Source organism: Maritimimonas sp. 2405UD52-3 (genome assembly GCF_056591715.1).
In genome coordinates, this window is the sequence record NZ_JBWQOL010000002.1 from 462,763 (window position 1) to 483,742 (window position 20,980).

The following is a 20,980-nucleotide window of genomic DNA, read 5'->3' on the forward strand; positions in this document are numbered from 1 at the left end:
ATTTCTTTTAAAAGTAGGAAATTTTTACCGAATTGGCATATAAACCTCTGTTTTCCAATTTAATTCGTCACCCATACTTGGGTTATTATTATAAACTTCTATTATTGGCGGCGGCACAACCTCTATTTTCTTCCGTTCAGCATAATCCATAAGAGCATACCAAGTTCTGTCCGAAGTGATATAGTTACCGATATATTCTGCCTTCAAAGCAGGCCCGCTATTTAATTGTTTATATTTTATGATATCATGATCTGGCAAAGAATCTGATTTTACAATTGGATAGCAAAAGTTGTAGTATATACTATCTGTATTTTGATCCCATTTTGTAATTTCAACCATGGGAGTGCCATTTAATTCAATACCATTTTTGGCAACAAAAGCACTTAAAAAGGCATAATTCTGTTTCATTCCATTTGCTTTGTGTAACTGAATATTTTTTATAGGAACATAAGCACAATAGGTGCCAGCAAAGGTATCCTTGCCAACAATGCTTAGCTTAATCTTGTTAAGATGATCTCTAAGTTGATCATTGAATTTTAATAAAGTTTTCTTAGTTGTTTTTTCAAAATCAGTCTCAAAAAAAGGGATTCTAATTTTGTTGATAAGACTATTTTCTACATCTTTAACATATACTTTTATTTTAGATGTAGAATCAGTTAGTGCTTGTAATTTCCAGTTGTAAATATAAGTTGTATCATTGATTGTTAACTCTTGGGTGATTCGTGTTATATCATTTGGTAATTGAGTGACTTTCGAATCCTTCAATGTTGTGTTCCAGGCTTTTATAGATTGATTAATTGTTCCTGGAAACGTATTGGCATTAAATCTCACCAAATAATCATAGGGCTTCACAAATAGATACCAGATCAATAATACAGTTAAAATTATACCTATAGCTAGCGAAATTTTTTTCTTCATGCTCTAAATGAAATTTGTTAATTAGAAGTTTGAAGCATAGTTAAATTATCAACCACAAATTTCCCTAAATCTCTACCTTGTTTTACACCAATTTCAACTGCCGCTCTATAGTGAATCCCACCATACATTCGACTTATTGCTGCTTCATCGGCAGCGTCAGCAAAAGAATTAAATCTTCGGATAGGTAACCCGTAAGCCAACTCTGTATCATCAGCAAAAGCAAAATTGTCACCAAAAATTTCTGTTAAAGCAACTGAAGCTGCCCCTGAAACCACAGAATGACCACTTACATATTCAGGAAATGGGGGTGTTTGTAAAATGGGTTTCCAATTTTCGTCAATATGCTGATTTATCAATGTTTCTGGCCTAATCAGATTACTGCGGTATTTTTCATCCCAACAACTAATAAATGCATCTGCTATCGCCATTGAAGTCTTAGTATAAGCATACACAGTTTTGTCAAAATCTGAGTTTGTTTTTCGTGAAGCTATCTTTACAATACCTATCCAATGTGCACCAGGTGTTATCTTTTTGGTTGCGAACATCAAATGTCCTCGTGTTACCGAAACATAAGGATTACAATCCCAAAACTGAGCAATTTCTATTTCTTCAGATTCATCACCATTTTTAGTGATATCGACACTTATATCATATACTTCTTTAAGTTCTTTATAAAAAAGAGATTTTTCCTCCATGGAGAATTTCGGTGGAGGTTCGGGCTTAAATTGTGCTGCTGAATCTATAACAAAAGGTCTAATTTTATTCCAGTGAGGTTCTATACCATCCATATATGATGGAGGAGTGGGCTGCCATCTAGACGGATCGTTCGTGTTCACCGTAAATTTGGGCATGGTACGTGTTTGTTTGTAATTGTCTTCGTCCATCCAAGAAGCAATGTATTCGGCAACTCTTAAACCATAGGCCTTTGCAGTCTCAAACTCGGTGGCATTTTTATTCTCCCAAATCTGGTACAGGCTGTCTCGGTAAGTTTCAATTCTGTCTTCAGAAAAAATTAATCTTTTACTTATGTCCAAATGAGCAATCAAAGCCGCTAACCGATAATTTAATGATTCAGAATCATTTTTAGGAATAGCTTTTAAATCTGTCAATTGATTCTCAAGAGATTTATAAGTATCATTTTGTTGTGCAATAATTTCATATGCGGCAATGTTAGGATAGGCATATATTCTACTTGCAACCGGTGGCGAGAAAATATCATGAACCATAATTTCTGTTACCTTGTCAACCGAATAATGGTAGTCATCAGGAGAAATTTCTATCGAATCATTTTTAGTTGTACATGATATTGATACGAGTAAAAATACAGCAATTAGTGGTCTGATCATTTTTTCAATTGTTTTACTTGCTAATTTCATATACCTGAACCTTATCATTATTAAAAGTGATCATTAAGTAGTTTTTACTATTCAAAGTAATAATATTGATATGTCTAGCTGATTTTTGCGTGAGATCTAAACCAAGTTTATTTCCCAAAATTACATTATTTTCATTTTTTATCAATGCTCCGGAAAAGGAATCAAAGCGTCCGTGATAGGGTTTTACACCAAAATAATTACCAACAGCAAGAACTTCTTCTTTACCATCACCATCAAAATCAAAGTTCAAAAATGCTCTAACAGGGGCTACCTGTAATTCTTTTTGAAACGCTATAAATTCGTACTTTCCATTAATATTTTTTAAATAACCTGATGCTAAGGTATTTACTTTAAGGATGTTTGAGTTCTTTAATTGTTGCTTGTTTAAGACTTCTTCGATAGTTTTTCCTGTATAATCTTTATATGAAGGAAACTTCTTTTTTAAGCTAACCATCTGTTCTGATAATGCATCTAGGCTTGCTAATGGGTAATACTTGCCATTTTTTTCAGTAGTTACTATCGTTTCCGTAGTACCATTTGAATCAAAATCAGAATAATACATTTTCATAGGATACTTGTCCGTAGCTTTGAATTTAGTATTGATTCCCCAATTCCCTAATAAATAGTCTTGGTCTCCATCATTATCAATATCAAATGGAATAATAGCCTGCCATAATCCATTGAGATTTTTATTAAGTAGCTTGGTTTCTATGAAAGTACCATTTTCATTTATAAAAAATGTGGGTTCCATCCATTCACCCACAACAATTAAATCATTAGTACCATCGTCATTGAGATCATCCCAAACAGCGTCGGTGATCATTCCTTTATTTTGAATGGATTTATTTTTTGTAATGGAGAACTTACCATTATCATTTTTTAATAAGTATGAATTTGGAATCTTACCAAAATCATTTGAAACAGCGTTGCTCGCAACAAATAGGTCTAAATCACCATCATTATCAAAATCATAGGGTTTGATCACTGAGGCATTTTCAAAGTAATCGGGTAATGCTGCAGTCACAAAAATAGTGTCTTGATTAATATAGTAAGAATCTAATAACGGCTTCATTTCATTATAGAAATCTGCTCCTCCGGAGCCTAAGAAAAGATCATTCTTTCCATCTGAATTGAAATCTTCTATTACAGCGGAAACATCCTCTTTAACGGAATCTTTAGCGATTGAAGGGATTACTTGTTCACTGAAGGTGGTATCTTTTTGAATATAAATTTTCGAGGGTTTAAATTTTGATCCGCCAAAGAAAATATCATGCTTCCCATCATTATTTATATCACCTATTGCTAGCGCAGGGCCTCTATCCGAAACCTGATATGGAATGAGTTTTTGACGATTAAAATCTATATAGTTGTCTTCTATATGTGTGAAGTCAATACCTAAATTATTTTCAGCTTTTTTGAATATAAGGTCTAATTTTGGCTTTAAAGATTCGTAGTTAAATGGAACCGTATTTTCAGGTGAAATAGTTAAGGTTTGGTTAACATCAATATTCTTTACTACTTGAAATTTTTTATCCGGCCAAATAATTTTTAATGAATCAACGGTTTCTACTTCACCATAACCAAAATGAACAATAGGTTCTGATGATGCTTGAAACCCCCTCACCGTATAAAGCTCTTTATACTGTTGATTACCATTATGATAAGAAAATACTTTAGTACCTATACCAAATCTATTTTTACCAGTGTAATTAAATTTTAATTTTAAATAGTTACTGTTTGAATTCGTTACATTTACATATAGCGAGGCTGGGCTATTAATATTATTTGATATGATATCTAAATCACCATCATTGTCTAAATCGGCCAAGGCTGTGGCTGCTGAAATTAATGTATCCTGAGTAATCCATTCTTTGGATTTATCTTCAAATTTTAAATTTTGATTTCCTTTAAAAATATAATTGTGTATGGCTCCTGAGGGCATTAATTCTAAAGCTTCTTGATCAACTAATTTTGTGGTACTGATCTTTTTTCGAATTTCATTGCTCGAAACAAACTTTATGTAGTCGATATCATTCGGCCTTTTTGGAATACCATTTGAAATAAATAAATCTTGCCATCCGTCTTGATCATAATCTGCAAACAAACCACTCCAACTCCAATCTGTGGCGGCTATGCCGTTCATTAGCGCGGTTTCATGGTAGGTGCTATTTTGCTGATTTATGAACAACATATTTCGAGTAAACTGGTAATGGTAACCGAACCGTTCTATACGTAATTTTTGCGTTTGAATATTGTCATCTCCTTCAGAAGATTTCAATACCTTCTCATCTTCGGGTAACATATCAAGAGACAAAATGTCTTGCCAACCATCATTATTTACATCAGCAACGTCATTACCCATTGAGAATCTTGTTGTATGCCCAAAATAATTTTTAAGGCTCTCGGTAAAAGTACCGTCACCATTATTAAGGTAGTAGTAGTCATCTTCATGAAAATCGTTACCAACATAAATATCAGGGTATCCGTCATGATTAAAATCTGAAATAGCGATGCCTAGTCCATAACCATTAATACCACCATATATACCTGCTGCTTCACTTACGTCTGTGAATTTATCTCCATCATTACGCATTAATTTGTCACCGGTTTGGTAATTTCGATTTTCTCTTAGATCGGCATGGCCAAAAGATTCTTGCGTATGTACCGCATGATTTAGAATATAAATGTCCAAGTCACCATCAAGATCATAGTCTAAAAAGGCAGCATTAGAACTATAGGAGTCAAAATTTAGTCCATATTTTGCAGCGCTTTCAGTAAAAGTCGTATCTCCATTGTTTATATAGAGTTCATTAAACCCAACAAACCCTTTCATACCAACTACTGCACAAACATAAATATCTAAAAGTCCATCGTTATTGACATCCCCCATTACAGCACCGGTGTTCCAGCTACTATTTCCTGCCACATCTGCCTTTTCTGTAATATCTTCAAACTCAAGATTTCCTTTATTGAGGTATAATTTATTTTTTACTTGATTTCCGGAAAGGAAAATATCGGGTAAACCATCATTATTGATATCACCAACGGCTACACCACCACCATTATAAAAATATAGGTAATCTAAAATATTCAGTTCATCAGTTTCTGTAATTGTGTTTGTAAATGCAATTCCCGTTTCTTCAGGTCCTGGGTTTTTAAATAAGCTACCTTGTTTTTTTGTGCAGCCTATTAGAAGAATAAGAGATATTAGAAAAAAGAGGTATTTATTCATTGATCTCGTATATTTTTGGCTTACCATCGTTAATAGCTGTAATAATATAGGTTTTACCGTTTTTATCTTTAAACTGACCAATGTGTTTAATTTCACCTTTGACAAAAAAGCCACTTTCGTCATAATTTTGCCACTTAAAATTTAGTTTTCCGTCATTAAGTAAAACGCTACCATAATTGGCGTCTAGGCGAGAATACTGGGGTTTAAATTCAAAATTATTTCCGCCTAAAATAATATCCAGATGGCCGTCGTTGTTGACATCTGCACAGGTAATACCGCAAACACATGAGAGTTGTACCCTGGCTGGCAATTTTTTTATGGTAAAGTTTCCATCACCATTATTAATTGCAATCACTGACTCTGCAATAATTGCTTTTTTCTCAATAGAGTTTTTGAAAATATCTTCCGGAAATAATTGATCAACAGTTTTTTTAGCATATTCAGAAGCCTTTAAATTTTGTTTTTTAAGTGATACCATTTGATTCGTCAGCTCCTTTTTTTGATGGATGGGGTAATCTTTACCATTATGATGCTGCGTAACTATTTGCTCAATAGTTCCATTATTATCGAAATCATTGATCCACATTTTCATAGGATTCGTTTCTGATGCTTTATAGTGCGTATTACTGCCTTCATTGCCAATGATAAAATCTAAATCACCATCCTTATCCAAATCAGCTGCTTCAATAGTATTCCACCACCCATGCAAATCGTTCAAGTTGGTCTTAAAATTAGACAGCCGTCTACCTGAATTTTTATAGATAGTTGGTACACCCCATTCTGAAACCGTTACGAGGTCTTTCTTATTATCGTTATCAATATCTATCCATTTTGCATCAGTGATCATTCCGGCATCTTTGAGGCTATATGCTATTTTCTCAGTTGCATCTGCAAAAACTCCGCTGCCACTATTCTCTAAAAATAAATGATTGGGGCTTACCCCATAAGTTCCTACAACACTTCTTGAGCCTATAAAAATATCGACATCTCCATCATTATCAACATCATATGGAGCAATGACCGAAGTGTTTTTGAAGTTTGAAGGGATCTTATTCGCGGATTTAGAAAAATTACCTTTTCCATCATTTAAATAAAGGCGTATTTTATAATTTCTTTCTTCTTTTACTTGGTTACCACCACTTCCCACCATTAAGTCTAAATCTCCATCTCCATCTGCATCAAAAAATGCCGAAGCTGTATCTTCAAAAGACGCCTCATTCTTAAAAATATCCTGAGGTTTTACTTTTAACTTACCATTGCCATAGTTTAGGTAAAGTGATGCTTGCTGTTGCTTAGCTCCACCTATGAAAATATCTTCATTGCCGTCACCGTTTACATCAGCAATTGCGAGTGCTGGCCCTTCTTGAGATATTTTTTTTGAGATCAAACCTTCATAATCAAAATCATTATACTCATTTTCTTTGTGCGCAATGAGTTTAGCATTACTTACTTCTTTAAGTAAGGGGCTAGTGTTTTGTTTTTTTATTGGGATGTATTTGGTTTTGGCTTCATCTTGATTGAATTTTAACGTTTGATTGACATCTATATTTGTGAGCTTTTGGGTGGTGTCATCGGGCCAAATAATTCGAATCGAGTCAATCGCTTTAGCTTGCCCCAGCCCAATAGTCATAGTATGTTCCATTGACGACTGAAACCCTCGAGAAGGTATGAGCTCTTGAAGTACCGTATGGTCTTCATAATATAATTTTACTATTGTTCCAATGGCAAATTTATTATTGCCTTTTCCTTTAAATTTTAGTTTAATATAGTTGTTGTTGGTAATGGCTTCGGCATTATTTCTATAGACAAATGCTTCCATATTCACGTTGTTAACCACCATATCTAAATCTCCATCATTGTCCAGATCCCCATATGCAACGCCATTCGACTGACCCGGTAGTTCTAACCCCCAGTCCTTCGTTTCATTACTAAAAGTGATGTCCCTATTATTCTTGAAAGCGTAATTTGATTGCGGAGATACGGGCATTTTATTAATAATGGAGTCAATTGCCTGCTTTTTACCGGTTAACACCATGTCTTGGATAATTTCATTAGCAAAGAAGTCCACAAAATCGAGATCAGTCAGATCATGGTTGATTCCGTTTGTGACATAAATATCTCTGAAGCCATCATTATCCATGTCGAATAAAATTCCTGCCCAACTCCAATCGGTAGCGTCAACACCACTATAATAGGCTATCTCAGAAAAAGAACCATTACCATTATTTAGTTGTAATGTGTTTTGAATATACTGCTGATAAAAATCTTTACTTTGCTTTAGTTTAAAAATGTTATATCCTTCAAATTCCATCACAGATTTTACTCGCTGGTCTTCTTCTGGTAGCATATCTGTAATAAAAATATCGGCATTACCGTCATTGTTAATATCAGCTATATCAACACCCATAGCCGAAAGGCTTAGGTGAGAAGTCCACTTTTTTATTTCCTCTTTAAAAGTTCCATCTTGGTTATTAATATAAAGATAATCTCTCTCATAAAAATCATTGGAGACATAAATATCAGGGTATAGATCCTTATTAATATCTGTGATCATCACCCCTAGTCCAAACCCTATAAGGCTACCATAAATTCCTGCTTTTTCACTAACATCCACAAAATTTCCATTATCATTTCTGAGCAACATATCACCCACCCCTCTGAATATTTCAGGAACACCTTCCCAATCTTGTGCTCTTACCTGACGTTGCTCTGCGTAACCAAGACTATTCACCGGAATGTTACTATTATTTAAAATGTATGCATCTAAATCTCCGTCTTTATCATAATCGAAAAAAGCTGCATGTGTACTAAAACCGGTTTTTGCGAGATTGTATTTTTCCGCACTTTCGGTAAACGTAAGATCACCATTATTTATATAAAGGTCATTATCATGATTGTTACCCTTCATGTTTCCTGCATTACTTACATAAATATCTAAAAGACCATCTTGGTTTATATCTACCATATTTACACCAGTAGACCAAGGCTTATTTCCTGTTACGCCTGCTTTTTCAGAAATATCTTCAAAAGTAAAATCACCTCTATTTAGGTAGAGCTTGTTCGCATCCATATTACCTGTCATGTAGATATCTGACAGGCCATCATTATTGATATCACCAATAGCAACACCACCGCCATTATAAAAATTGCGATACATGAAAATATTGAAGTCCTTTTGATTTTCAACTCTATTTACCATATCTATTCCTGTTTGTTCAGAACCCATTAATGTAAATAGCTTTATTTCATCTTTTGGGGAAGACTTATCAGTATTTTCGGTTTTCTTACAGTTTACAAGCATCAATAATAAAACTATTGAAACTATGATTCTTGATGTATTCATCAATTTATTAATTTTATAAAAGTTTGTTGTAATTATCCAGCAGGTTTCAAATCTACTCAAACAACTATTAATTTCATAGATAAAAGAGTAAAAAAGTGTGTTAAAGTTACAATTAAAAAACGCCTTTAGTAAATTACTAAAGGCGTTTTTAATTCAAATAAGTTTAGTCGTTAGTATCCTGAATTCTGATTAAGATTAGGATTCGATAATATAGCCGTAATAGGTATCGGGAATAAATTTCTATCAGGATTACCTACAGCTGCAGGATCTTTAAATTCCCAATCTTTTGTGAACTGCCCAAAACGTAATAAATCATTCCGTCTCCAATACTCAGCATACAATTCACGTACCCTTTCATCCAAGAGTTCATCTAAGTCTAATGAAGCTAAAGGAGATGCTTCCCTTAAGTCTCTTAAGTCATTAACCATTGTTAAAGGATCACCTGTACCTAACCTTAATAATGCTTCAGCCTTCATTAAATAAGCATCTGCATATCTAAATAAAATCATATGTTGTCTTCTAGAACCAGCATCACTACTTGGGTGATACTTTATTACTCTTACGCCTGTTCTTTCATTATTACCAACTAACCCTGGGAAATCTTTTGTAAACACAAGAGGGTTTCCAGGTCTGTCTGTTAAGGGTGTACCATCTTCCTCATACTGTTGGTTAATTAAAAAACCGTACCCAATACCTAAATTATCGGCACTTGCCGTAGTAGCATCAGGAACCCATCCTCTTCGTTCTTCTTGACCATCCCCTATATAATTAGAATTTGGATCCCCTTCGAATAGATCATAAATTTCTGCTAAGGTTGCAAATCCATTCCAACCACCTCCACCATTATCAGGCGAATTAAGATTATAGTGCAATGTATTCCAAATTCTTGTTCCAACATCACCTCTAATCACAAAAACACTCTCGGTATCCGAAGTAGGTTCAAAAATATCAAAATAGTCATCTTCTAATGCGTAACCATCAGCTGTTATAGCATCAACAGCATCTATTACACCTTGATAATTTGCCGATTTACCATATCTATCCGCATTAAGATATAACTTAGCCAATAAGAAATTAGCAGCTGCCTTAGATGCTAAAAATGGGTCTCCTCCAGGTGTAATTGTTGGTAAATTTGGCAATGCCTCATTTAAATCTTGAAGCACAAAATCATACGCCTCTGAAGCACTTAACACCGTTGGGTTTATTTCTGGTCCTTCATCAACTTCTCTAAAAGGAGCTTGCCCCCAAAGGTCTAGTACAAAATATACATTCAAGGCTCTTAAAAACTTGGCCTCAGCACGTTCTAGGTCAGTTGCTGAAGTTCTACTATCAATAATTTCAGAAGCTCTAAAAATAGCCTGATTTAAGTTGTTCCAAGCATCTAAAATAAAACCATGGTTAGAATCCCAAGTATGATTATGATATGATCTCCATATACCATTGTCTCCCCAATCAGTTCCCCTTGTAGGCACTAACATTTCATCTGAACCTACGATACTCATACCGTACATACGCTCTTGATTTCCAAAGTTCCCTCCTACATCATTGTAGAGCTGGCTCAATGAACTGGAAGCATTTGCTAAGCCAGAGAAACCGCCTTCACCTCCTTCAGAGATGATAGAGTCTGTACCTTCTACTTCTAAATCAGTACATGATACAAAAACTAGAACCGCAAAAATCGATAATGTCCATTTAATATATCTTAACATTGTTTTCATCATTAATAAATTTTCTAATTAAAATGTTGCATTAATACCAAAAGTTATGGTTCTTGGTCTAGGAAAAGCCGTGTAGTCTATACCTGCTACCGGCAAACCATTTAAAAGATCATTTTCAGCTCCATCTGGTATAGGAGACACGCTTACTTCAGGGTCTAGACCACTATAATCAGTAATTACAAATAAGTTCTGCCCCGTAAGTGATAATCTAATACTGTTAAATGCACTCTTCTCTTTAAGAGGCACATTATAGCTCAAAGAAGCTGTTTGTAATCTTACAAAGTCACCTTTTTCCAAGAAGCGCGTTGATACAGCTGCTTCAGCATTTCCAGATTCACCACTTGTAAGAACATCTGAAGTAACATTTCTTGCATTGGCAATAGCACCAGCGGTAAAGAAGGCATTGGCTGTGTTATTATAAACATAATTACCAAATTGACCATTAAAGTACATATTAAAATCCCAGTTTTTGTAGTTCACGCTAGTAGATAGACCACCTGTAAAATCTGGTAATGCACTTTTATCTACGAAAGTTTGTATGTCACCTATTGGTTGTCCATTTTCATCAAACCCTTCAAACTCTCTCACAAAGAAAGCGAACAAAGGTTGTCCTCCCGCTAAAATTTGAGAAAACGCCCGTGAAAGTCCCTGACCCCTAATAGTACCTGCAGGAATTAAACCATCAAAATCTTGGATTTCATTGTCATTATAAGCAATATTGAATCCGGCTGTCCAATTTAGGTCGTCAGATTGTATAAAATCATAATTCAAGGCCAATTCAAATCCTTGATTTATTACTGAAGCATCCAAATTTTGAAAGAAAAATGGTTGTGGTGAAGGCTGAGCTGCATTTACACTCAATAATAGATCTTGAGTATCCTTATAATATACGTCAAAACTACCATTTAAACGATCATTGTTAAACCCGAAATCAATACCTGCGCCATATTGCGTAGTTTCTTCCCATTTTAAGTCTGGATTTGCGAAAGCTACAGCGGTTAGACCAGGTGGATTAATATTTCCATTGTCCTGAATTGTAGCACTATTTCCCGCAAATCGTTCTCTATTAACAAAATTGGCATACCCTAAACCATCTTGGCTACCTGTAAGACCATAATTCAATCTTAATTTAAGCGTGGAGACAGCATCACCAAAAAAGCCCTCCTCGTTAATCTTCCATGCAAAAGCCGCGGAAGGAAAATAACCATACTGATTATTCTCACCAAATCTAGAAGATCCATCCGCCCTTACCGTAGCGGTAAATAGATATTTGTCTGCAATCGTATAGTTAACCCTAGCAAAAAATGATTGTAACTCATCTGTAAAATCGAATGTATCAGCAAATATAGATTGCACACTTTTATTAACACCTGCTAAAGCGACAGTCTCAGAAGTTGCTTCGGGAAACAACCTATTTATAAATACATCAGTAGCCCCAACCTGACTTCCGTACTGCTGATAACTCCCTGAAATAAGTCCTTCTATAGCGTCTGCAGTTCCTCTAAGATCACTAGCCATCTGATCAAGACTATTGGTGTTATAGCCCCAACCATAAACAGTCCGTCCTCTTCTATTGAAATCTTGAAATGAAAAACCGACAAGAGCATCCAACTTAGAATTTTCAAATTCCTTATTATAATTTAATGTGACTTCAAATAATCTGTTCTCAGTAATTAAGTCTGCCAAAGCACCCCTACCGTTATCTTGAGCACCCCTATCTACGTTTCTTGCAAGTGGAGATAGTGATCCCTCTCTTTCCGAATCAGAATTATCATAACCTACATTCAATTTAGCAGCTAAATCACTTGTAATATTATATTCTGCTGAAAAATTCAATAAGAATCTTGTTGCTCCTGCTTCGTCCTGAAAATTAGCCAATAAGTTTGCTGGGTTAGTAAGGTTTCCAGAATCAAAATTAGGGTCATTAGGCCAAGTCGGATTTGCCGAATAAGCAGCACCAAGAAGATCTCCTCTAAATCCTGCGCTACCGCTTAACGGAGCTGATTCGTCATTTATTCTTGAAACTGTAGTTTGAAGGCCTAACTTGAGTTTATCATCAAAAAATCTATGATTTAAATTTAATCTCCCTGTTATTCTTTCTTGCGAAGTATTCTCAATAATACCTTCCTGATTGGCATAATTAATAGTAGCTCTTACCGAACCAGCACCGTAATTTCTAGAATAGGCAAAATTTGTGTTCGATGAGACTGTATTTCGAGTAACTACATCCTGCCAGTCTGTGTTAGCACCAGAATCTTGAGCTGCAGCATCACCTCCAAATTGGGCAACACCATCAAGAAATTCATTTCTATTTAGTAGATCATATTCGTCGGCAGGTGAAGAGAAACTTATATCAGTAGAAAATTCAAAATTATTACCACTACCTTTACCCGACTTAGTAGTTATAATAACTACACCATTTGCGCCCCTAGATCCATAAATAGCCGTCGCAGAGGCATCTTTTAAAACACTTATACTTTCGATATCATTAGGATTCAAGAATGCTAAGGGATTTCTATTGGTACTTGAACCAACACCAATATTTGCACCTCCTCCTGAAGTATCATCTCCAGCTAATGGAACACCATCAACTACAAACAGAGGATTGTTGTTAGAACGTATTGAGGAAGTACCCCTAATCCTAATGGCAACTCCAGCTCCAGGCTCACCACTTCCTTGTACAATTTGCACACCTGCAGTTTTACCCTGAATTAATTGTTCTGGAGAACTAATAACCCCCTTATTAAAATCTTCTGATGTTACCGCAGCAACTGAACCAGTTGCGTCCTTAACGGTGGTTTGACCATAACCAATGATTACAACTTCATCTAATGCTTGCGCATCTTCTTGTAATTGCACATTAATAGTACTTTTACCGTTAACGGGCACTTCTTGAGTTGAATAACCCACAAAACTAAATACCAGAACGGCATCTGAGGGTACATTTTCAATTGTGTAGTTACCATCAAAGTCGGTAGTAACACCTTGAGTTGTACCCTTTACAACAACATTTACCCCAGGCAAAGGCCCGTTTGCATCTGTTACCGTACCACTTACTGTTTGTGCAAATAAAATGCCTGAAAAAAGCATTGCACTTAAAAAAAGTAATTGTTTAAGTAATTTGAATTTCATAATTATTAAAATTAGTTAATTGTTCGTGTTTAAGAATTATGTTGATTTTTAAAACTTCATAAAAGTGAAACATTTAACAATGCAAAAAAACTACACTTCTAAAATGCTGCATTCTTAATTAGAATTAATAAAAACTATCGAATTCTTAAAAATCTAAGTTGAAAGATAGTTTAATTTCATGTTCGCTTCACATTTTTTTAACACACGAAAACGTTTTCGTGTTAATAACTTTATTACGAAAACGATTTAGCTATAATTAATGAATATTTCTTCAATTTCGAACTGATCAAGTAAAGCATTGGCCCCTTCTTTACTAGCTACTAAAGAACCAACAGCACAAGCAAAAGAAAGTGCATCATTGGGATTTTCATTTGAAAATAACTTATAGATCAAGGATGCTAAGAAAGAGTCACCAGCTCCGACAGTGTCCTTCACTACAACTTTATAACTTGGGTGATTATAAAGTTTACCATTCCATAAAAGTGAAGCTCCATCGCCTCCTTTAGTGACACAAATAGTTTTAGTCTTTGTTTGATCAGACAAATACTCTATCATTTCATTAAAACCCGAACCTTCAAAATTTAAATGCTTGCAGACCTCAACTAATTCTTCATCATTTAGCTTAATAAGATCAGCTTTCTTCATTAATTGCAGCAGTAAGTCAAAAGAATAATGCGGTGGTCTTAAGTTAACATCAAATACTTTAAACGAAGCATACTCCAAAAGCTCAAAAAGTGTATTTCTAGATACCTCATCTCTGCAAGCTAAACTTCCATAGACAAAAGCACTTGATTCTTTAACCATATTAATAGCTTCCTCTGTAACTTTGATCTTATCCCACGCCACAGGATATTTTATTTCGTAAGATGCTGAACCTTTACTATCTAATTCAACATTAACTACTCCTGTTTCGAATTGTTTGTTAACCTGAATGGTATTCGTATTTAATCCTTTATCCTGGATATACTTTATGGCATTCTCACCGTTATTATCGTTCCCAACTCTACTTATGATTGATGCATCAACTCCAAAAGAATTCAATCGTAACGCCACATTTAGTGGAGCCCCTCCAATATTCTTTCTATCAGGAAATACATCCCATAAAATTTCACCAAAGCAAGTAACTTTTAACATAACTAATCTTTTAATAATTGTTTTTGTAATTCTTCCAAAGGAACTCCCTTGGTTTCAGGCATCATAAAATGTACAAATATCAATTGCAACACCATCATACCAGCAAATACTGAAAACACAATACCAGGACCAATGCTAGCAAATAGTAATGGTATGAGTCCAGGAATTAACCATGCCAACACCCAATGTGTAGATGATCCAAATGCTTGACCAGATGCTCGTAAATGATTCGGGAAAATCTCAGAAATAAATACCCAAATAACAGCTCCTTGCCCAATGGCATGTGCTGCAATAAATATGAATAAAAATATAGGGACCTCTAGTCCCTTCCAATCCAAAAAGAAGGCTGATGCAACCAAGGATAATGAAATAATATATCCTAAAGAGCCAATGTACATCAATTGGCGTCTACCCAATTTGTCAATTAAAGCAACACCCAACAATGTAAATATTAGGTTAGTAATACCTATACCTATACTACTGAGTAACGCTGTGCTCTCTCCAAGGCCGGCTTCTTCAAAAATTCTTGGCGCATAATATAAGAAGGCATTGATACCCGAAAACTGATTGAAGAATGCAATCAAAAATGCTAAGAGCAATGGAAATCTATATTTTTTTATGAAAATGGACTCTGAGCTTTCTTTTGCTTTGCTTTGAACCTTATTTAAATTAGCAATTAACCCTTCTATATTTTCCTTTGGGTTTGCCAATTGCAATACCTGCTTTGCTTCACCAATCTTACCTTGTGTCAATAACCAACGAGGACTCTTAGGAACGGTAAATACTAAAAACGTATATATAATTGCAGGTAAGGCTTCAACACCCAACATCCACCTCCAAGCATTTGCCCCAATGCCATTCAACAAATAATTAGATATAAAAGCTATTAAAATACCCAACACAATATTGAATTGATATAAAGCCACTAATCTTCCTCTATCTTTTGCAGGAGCTATCTCAGAAACATAAGCTGGTGCAGCAATAGTGGAGGCACCTACGCCCAATCCTCCTAAAAATCGAAATATAGCAAATGCGTAGGGGTCATTGGCCATAGATGACCCTATTGCAGAAATGGTGTACAAAACACCAATCCATATCAATGTTTTCTTTCTACCTAATTTATTTGTAGGAACTCCGCCGAAGATGGCTCCGAAAACGGTTCCAAAAAGTGCTGTAGACATTACTATAATACCGTGAAAAGCATCCGACGAACCCCATAAGGTTTGTAATTTCTTATCAGCACCTGAAATTACTACAGTATCAAACCCGAATAGAAATCCGGCCAAGGCAGCAACTATAGACCAAAAAAGTACCTTATTTTTCATTCCAGATAGATCTTATTGGCTGAATTTTAAAATTCTTTAATTGTTGACTTATAACACCTTTGATAAAAATCTTATTGAAAGGTTCGTTTGGAAAAATCTGATCAGTCATCGAGTATAGCCCGTTATCAATTAGTAGTTCCACAGATGATCTATCAAAAAATATTTGTACGGTTATTTCTTCATCATGAATATCAACAGGCATAAAATGTCTAGCTGCAAAACTGGACTGAAAATCTATCTTGCCACAATGAGTTCTATCTAAATACACTTGTTGTTTTTCAGCATCAAAGCCAAATACTAATTTGTCTTTTTTATTATTTGTGAACTCCAATTCAAAATCATTGGAGGGATTTACAGAAAAAGTGACTAATGACTCATTAATATTTTCGTTTTCAATACTCTCCGCAGCGTCTGTTGAAAATGTAATTTCCCTCTCAAAAACAGGAGCATCTAAATAATTACTTATAGAATTAAGAATCTCCGTTTTAATTAAATAATCTTCGTCTTTTTTCACTAAAGAGAGCTTACGAGGAAGTGTCATTGCACCACGCCAATTTTGGGTAGGTGTATCTCTGGCATAATCCCAATTACTCATCCATGCAATAAAAATCCGATCACCATTAGGCACATTATTATAGGTGACACCAGCGTAATTATCAGTACCATAATCTAGCCATTTGATATCATCATGGTCAGCAGTAAACGTTTTACCATCAAAATCACCAACAAAATATTGTGTACCTGAACCTCCATTAGGAGCACCAGGATTGATACTAATGATTAGCACCCATTTTTCTTCATCAGTGCCATCAACTGGTAATTTAAAAAGATCAGGGCACTCCCATACACCACCGTGTGCGCCTTTATCTTTTCCGAAATCACTCAAGAACTTCCAATCTTTCAAATTTTGAGAGCTATAAAATTTGGCATGATCTCCCGCAACCAATGCCATAACCCATTTATTAGACTCCATATCCCAAAAAACTTTAGGATCTCTAAAGTCTTTCATACTGCCATCATTGCCAATCACAGGATTACCACCATACTTTTCCCAGGTATCTCCATTATCTAAGCTATAGGCAATTCCTTGTGTTTGAAAATCTGTTCTTCCTGCTTCCTCGCCCTCCATCAAGTGATAGGTGAAAAAGGCAACAAAAGGTGGATTTTCCTCAGTACCAAGACTTGAAGTATTATTCTTGTCAACTACGGCACTCCCCGAAAATATAAGTCCATGTTCATCAGGGTACAGTGCAATAGATTTATGTTCCCAAGAAATCATATCTTTACTTACAGCATGACCCCAATGCATGGGACCCCAAACAATATCATCAGGATAATATTGATAGAACAAGTGATATACTCCATCATGATATACCAATCCATTTGGGTCATTCATCCATTTTTTAGAAGGTGTAAAATGGAATTGAGGTCGGTATTGTTCATTATATTTTTTGGTCATAGAATTTGAAGCTATTTGATTGATTTTTTGTTGTTTTTGTCTCTTATTTTCTGAACATGAAAATAACAGGAAAATCATATTCAAACATATCATCTTGACGAAATTTTTGTGCATTAATAGATGATTAATTGATTAGTTAAGCTTGCTAAAGTTATCAAATTTTTGATACTGTACTTAATTGTTATGTTATATTTGTTAGACTAACTAACTCGTTCTTACCATGAAAAACCTCGGTATAAAAGCTTCTATTTATATCAATTATTTTGTGTTTGCCATCTTATTAAATAGCGTAGGAATTGTCATTGCAAAATCTATTAATGTATATGGCGTAAGTGAATCACAAGCGTCTGTTCTAGAAGCTTTCAAAGATTTACCTATTGCCATCGTTTCTTTTTTTATTGCTTCTTTTTTGCCAAGATTTGGATACAAAAAAGCAATGCTTACCGGATTAGCTATAGTATTTGCAGGATGTTTATATATGATTTTTGGTAACACTTTTTTTCATACCAAGGTTCTTTTCTTATCAATAGGCGTCAGTTTTGCACTCATAAAATTATCTGTGTATTCTTTAATTGGAATTATCACAAACTCTAAAAAAGAACACTCTGCATTGATGAGCTCAATAGAAGGATTCTTTATGGTTGGTATTGCCATAGCTTACTTTTTATTTCCTGCATTTTATTCAGATACCAACCCTGATGCTTGGTTAAATGTTTACTATGTATTATTAGGATTGATAGCAGCATCATTTATTTTTCTATTATTTTCAAAAACGGAATATGAAGTAGAGTCCGCCGGTTCAAATTTTAAAGAAGACCTCCTATTTTCTTTAAAACTCATTATCGTTCCGCTGGTACTGGTTTTTTTGGCTTCAGCCTTCTTTTTTGTCATGATTGAGCAAGGCATCATGACTTGGTTACCAAGATTTAATGAGAAAATATTCATGTTTACAGATACATTAAGCGTTCAAATGGCATTTATTTTTGCATTGTCTCTAGCGTTGGGGCGCTTTATGGCAGGGTACTTAACCAAAAAATTCTCATGGGTATATCTCGTTATTGTTTGTATCATCATTTCAGGTGGTATTTTACTGAGTGTATTACCACAATTGAAAGAAGGAACAGGTAATTTATCAGAAATTTCTAGTCTAGGTGATGTTCCCATGCTTGGGTTTATACTGCCCTTAATAGGATTGTTTATTGCACCTATTTATCCTTTACTAAATTCTACTGTATTAAGTTCTTTACCCAAAAGTTTGCATTCACCTATGTCAGGTTTGATTATCATTTTTTCGGCCTTGGGAGGTACTTTAGGATCAAGGATTGTGGGTGAATTATTTGAAAGTATAGGTGGCGCCAATGCTTTTTATTTTCTTTTGATTCCGATGGCATTGCTAATTGTTTTTGTATTGTTGATTGATAAATTATCTAAAAAAGAAATCCAGATTCAATGAGTCAATTCAAAATAGACATTGAACAAACATTACAAACACTTCTAAAGCAAGAAGATACTGATGGTGATAAAAAAATAACTTCAGAAGATAAAGGGCCGAAATCTTTTTTAGTTACTTGTATAGAGAGTGGTAATAAAGTTATAATTGAAGGGACATATCACCTTTCTAATTTATTACAGGAATTAATCCTTGCCAAAGAAGCAAACACAAACTTAATTAATACCAAACTTATTATTGAAAAACCTATTGTCCGCTTTAAGCGAATGATAGAAGAGTATTATTGGGATGGATTGACTAGGACTATTGATAGAAATGGGTTGCAAAAAGTGTTGGCAGATGAAAAATCTGATTCTGAAATTCAGCGAATCTATGTCCCGTTTCAAGATGAAGTTGGCTACAACTACTATGAGGATTTGAAGTCAGAATTTTCTAATCTAGAAGTGGTTCGCCTTCCGGAAAATATAACTCCAGAATACGTGTCAAGTATTAATGAAAAACCAGGTATTCTTTCCCTAAAATTAGAATATAATAACAACGAATTAAAAGGTGTACCTTTTGTTGTTCCCGGTGGGCGATTTAATGAAATGTATGGCTGGGACAGCTATTTTGAATCAGTTGGACTACTCCTTGGTGCAAAGAAGCATTTAGCCAAAACTATGGCTGATAATTTTCAATATGAAATTGAACATTATGGAAAAATCTTGAATGCAAATAGGACTTATTACCTTACCCGTACACAGCCTCCTTTTTATAGTTCCTTAATCAGAGAAGTTTTTGAAACGGGTGTTGAAGGAGCAGATATTAATTGGTTGTCCTCACATCTTAAAACAGCAATTAAAGAATATGAAACCGTTTGGATGGTTCAAGGAAAACGGCAAACCGAAAACGGATTGAATCGTTATTTAGCCGAGGGTATTGGTTTACCCTCTGAAGTGGAAGAAGGACATTATAATGCTGCTATAAAACCACACGCTGAAAAAGCTGGAAAGTCAATCACTGAATATGAAAAAGCTTATTATAAGCGTGAGTTAAAAAATGCAGCTTTAGATGATTATTTTATTCATGACAGAAGCGTTCGTGAAAATGGTCATGATACTTCCTATAGACTTGAAGGTAGGTGCGCACATTTGAACTGTGTGGAATTAAATACATTCTTGTACAAATACGAGTTAGACTTTGCATATCTAACCAAGAAATATTTCAGCGATTCCTTTGATTCCAAAAACAGTACTTATTGGGAGCAAAGAGCAGCTGAAAGGAAACAATTAATTGATCAATTTTTATGGAATGAAAATGATGCTTGCTATTACGATTATGATATTGCTGAAAAGAGACAAATCCCATTTATAGCTGCCACTTCTTTAGTGCCTTTATGGGCAGGCATACCGAGTAAGAATCAAGCAGAAAAATTAGTGCAAAATATACTACCAAAACTTTTATGCTTAGGTGGTGTTGCCGGGTGCACAGAAGAAGCTAGAGGTAAATTATCAGAAGATCGACCTGCCCGTCAATGGGACTTTCCCAATGGTTGGGCTCCTCATCAAATGATGATCTGGAAAGGTTTATTGAATTATGGATTTGAAAAAGAAACTCAAGAATTGATTTATAGATGGCTCTGGATGATCACCAAAAATGCAGTGGATTATAATGGTACAATTCCTGAAAAATATGATGTCATGACTGCTACGCATAAAGTATTTGCAGAATATGGAAATGTGGGAACCGAATTTGAATACATCACCCGAGAAGGTTTTGGCTGGATGAATGCTTCTTATATTTATGGATTAAGTTTGCTAAACGAAGAATTGAAAAGTCCACTAAATGAATTGACACATCCAGATAAAGCGTTGTATAATTAATTTATCTTAATTTCTCATTTTCTAAGTAGTA

General features: G+C 34.8%; 11 protein-coding genes. 2 read left to right on the top strand and 9 right to left on the bottom strand.

The features are described 5' to 3' along the window. Positions 1-24: 24 nt before the first annotated feature. The 9 genes from AC1EU5_RS06425 to AC1EU5_RS06465 form a co-directional block, all read right to left on the bottom strand. The gene (locus AC1EU5_RS06425) at positions 25-918 is read right to left on the bottom strand and encodes a GyrI-like domain-containing protein (protein WP_480191544.1); all 894 of its coding nucleotides are present in this window, start codon (positions 916-918) and stop codon (positions 25-27) included. A 17-nt stretch (positions 919-935) separates the two neighbouring features. Further along, complete coding sequence (locus AC1EU5_RS06430; RefSeq protein ID WP_480191545.1) at positions 936-2,294, bottom strand: vanadium-dependent haloperoxidase; 1,359 nt, start codon at positions 2,292-2,294, stop codon at positions 936-938. Further along, a complete protein-coding gene (locus tag AC1EU5_RS06435) occupies positions 2,278-5,526 on the bottom strand; it encodes a VCBS repeat-containing protein (RefSeq protein WP_480191546.1) in 3,249 nt (1,082 codons plus the stop codon). Before AC1EU5_RS06435 ends, AC1EU5_RS06430 begins: the two co-directional genes overlap by 17 nt. Next, entirely contained in the window at positions 5,519-8,869 is a 3,351-nt protein-coding gene (locus tag AC1EU5_RS06440) for a VCBS repeat-containing protein (protein ID WP_480191547.1), read from the bottom strand. The genes AC1EU5_RS06435 and AC1EU5_RS06440 overlap by 8 nt, the downstream gene beginning before the upstream one ends. A gap of 170 nt (positions 8,870-9,039) precedes the next feature. Further along, positions 9,040-10,587: a RagB/SusD family nutrient uptake outer membrane protein gene (locus tag AC1EU5_RS06445; RefSeq protein ID WP_480191548.1), complete on the bottom strand. Its 1,548-nt coding sequence runs from the start codon at positions 10,585-10,587 to the stop codon at positions 9,040-9,042. A gap of 18 nt (positions 10,588-10,605) precedes the next feature. Further along, entirely contained in the window at positions 10,606-13,719 is a 3,114-nt protein-coding gene (locus tag AC1EU5_RS06450; protein WP_480191549.1) for a SusC/RagA family TonB-linked outer membrane protein, read from the bottom strand. A gap of 246 nt (positions 13,720-13,965) precedes the next feature. After that, positions 13,966-14,853, bottom strand: a complete 888-nt coding sequence (locus AC1EU5_RS06455; RefSeq protein ID WP_480191550.1) for a carbohydrate kinase family protein — start codon at positions 14,851-14,853, stop codon at positions 13,966-13,968. 2 nt (positions 14,854-14,855) lie between these two features. Further along, positions 14,856-16,178 (bottom strand): sugar porter family MFS transporter, encoded by a 1,323-nt coding sequence (locus AC1EU5_RS06460; protein WP_480191551.1) that lies wholly within the window; start codon positions 16,176-16,178, stop codon positions 14,856-14,858. Then, complete coding sequence (locus AC1EU5_RS06465) at positions 16,168-17,637, bottom strand: glycoside hydrolase family 32 protein (RefSeq protein ID WP_480191552.1); 1,470 nt, start codon at positions 17,635-17,637, stop codon at positions 16,168-16,170. Before AC1EU5_RS06465 ends, AC1EU5_RS06460 begins: the two co-directional genes overlap by 11 nt. 220 nt (positions 17,638-17,857) lie before the next feature. On the opposite strand from AC1EU5_RS06465, the gene AC1EU5_RS06470 reads away from it, so the two are divergent. Further along, on the top strand, positions 17,858-19,090 hold the full coding sequence (locus AC1EU5_RS06470) for an MFS transporter (protein ID WP_480191553.1): 1,233 nt from the start codon (positions 17,858-17,860) through the stop codon (positions 19,088-19,090). Then, positions 19,087-20,949: a trehalase family glycosidase gene (locus tag AC1EU5_RS06475; RefSeq protein WP_480191554.1), complete on the top strand. Its 1,863-nt coding sequence runs from the start codon at positions 19,087-19,089 to the stop codon at positions 20,947-20,949. Before AC1EU5_RS06470 ends, AC1EU5_RS06475 begins: the two co-directional genes overlap by 4 nt. The last annotated feature ends 31 nt before the right edge of the window (positions 20,950-20,980 follow it).